This window comes from Mesorhizobium sp. M7A.F.Ca.ET.027.02.1.1 (genome assembly GCF_004022985.1).
Classification (GTDB): Bacteria; Pseudomonadota; Alphaproteobacteria; order Rhizobiales; family Rhizobiaceae; genus Mesorhizobium.
In genome coordinates, this window is record NZ_RZOL01000658.1 from 1 (window position 1) to 2,018 (window position 2,018).

The following is a 2,018-nucleotide window of genomic DNA, read 5'->3' on the forward strand; positions in this document are numbered from 1 at the left end:
CGTCTGCACCGTCATGGCATTGTGGACGAGCACATCGTCGCTGACATTGCCGTCGCCGCCGCCGCCGCCGATGCTCACGGTCGCGTTGACGCTGACATTGACGCCGTAACCGCCAGCCGCCGCCCAGGAATCGCCGCCATTGCCGCCGCTGCCGGCAACCGACTGGGCAAGAATGCCGCCAGCCTGGTAACCCTTGGTGACGATGCTGCCGCCGCCGCTGAGGCCGGTATCGACGATCACCAGGTCGCTCCTGCCACCGTCGCCGCCCCAGCCGCCGACCGTCACGCCGAGGCTGACATTGACGCCGTTGCTGACCGAGCCGGCCATCGTGGCCGCACGGCCGCCATTGCCGCCGCCGCCGCCAATCGACTGTGCCACGATGCCGCCCGAGCCGACCGCGTCGGTGTCGGCGATGATGTTGCCGTCCGCCCTGACCGTAACCTTGCCGCCAGGGCCGCCATCGCCGCCCTCGCCGCCAACCGAAACGCCGACCGCTGCCGATGCGTAGAAACCGGCGCTGAAGGCTCCGGAATAGGCATTGCCGCCATTGCCGCCGCTGCCGCCGACCGATTGCGCCAGGATGGCCTTCGCGCCCGCGCCGCCGACGTGGATGTCGCCCTTGTGGGTGACGGTAACCTGATCGCTCAGGTTCGCATCGCCGCCGCCGCCGCCGATCGCGACGCCAGCCGCACCGAATATACCGACCGCGACCGCACCGGCGCTGCCGCCATTGCCGCCGCCGCCGCCGACCGATTGCGCCAGGATGCCGTGCGCGAGCGCGCCTTTGGTGGTTATGTTTGCTGTGTTTTTGACCTCGACCTGGCCACCTGCCCCGCCAGCGCCGCCCTGGCCACCGACAGCGACAGCCGCAAAGGCACCACCGGCGCCCGCCAAGCCTCCGTCACCACCTGAACCACCGACCGACTGCGCGAAGATGCCGATCGAGAGGTCCCTGTCAGTGGCGATCCGAGCCGTATTTTCGACATAGACTTTCTGGCTGCCACCACCGGAACTGCCATTGCCGCCCAGCGAGAAGGAAGGTCCGCCAACCGTCACCGCAAAGCCTCCGGAGCCGCCGCCACCGCCGACCGACTGCGCCATGATGCCGTGCGACTGAATACCATCGGTCTGCACGACGGCGCCGTTGATGACATCAACGGTGTTGCCGCCGCCACCGCCGGCGCCCTTGCCACCGATCCCGATGCCGAGGCCCAGGTTCAGTCCTGCGGAACCGCCGCCCGTGCCGCCGCCACCGCCGATGGATTGCGCGACAATACCCGTCGAGCGATCGCCGATCGTATGGATCAAGCCGCCACCAATTGTGGCCCTGACCGTCTCGGCCTCGCCGGCCGCTCCGCCTTTGCCGCCGATGCCGATCGTCGCAGCGATAGCGCCATTGAAGGAAAAGCCGCCATTGCCACCGCCGCCGCCGATCGATTGAACGATCAGGCCAGCGGAGTCGGCGCCGTGGGTTGTGATATTCGTGGTGGTGGAGTTGTAGACGACCATGCCCGCGGCGCCGCCGCCGGCGCCACTGCCGCCGATGCCGACGGTCAAGCCAAGGCCGACACCGATGACGCCGCCGCCATTGCCGCCGCCGCCGCCGCCGATCGATTGCACGATGATACCGGCCGACCTTTCCTTGAAGGTCTCGACCGAACCATTATAGGTCGCATCGACCACCTTGCCCGCGCCTGCCGCGCCGCCGCCACCACCGATGCCCAGATTGGCGATCGCGCCAAACGTGCCGACGAAGCCGCCATTGCCGCCACCGCCGCCGACCGACTGTACGACGAGGCCGATCGAGTCGGTGCCGCGCGTGATGATCGATTGCTGGCCGCCATTGGCGGTGCGGAAGAACACGTCGCCGCCATCGCCGCCGCCGCTGCCCTTGCCGCCGATTCCAACGCTCGCTCCGAAGAGGGCGCCTTCCACGACAAAGCCGCCATTGCCGCCGCCGCCGCCAAGCGATTGGACGACGATGCCTGCCGACCGGTCCTGCAGGGTTTCGACCGAGC

At 68.8% G+C, this 2,018-nt stretch carries 1 pseudogene; it reads right to left on the reverse strand.

The annotated features are described in order from the left end of the window. A pseudogene (locus EN749_RS34795) lies at window positions 1-2,018 on the reverse strand (autotransporter outer membrane beta-barrel domain-containing protein); the annotation flags it as partial.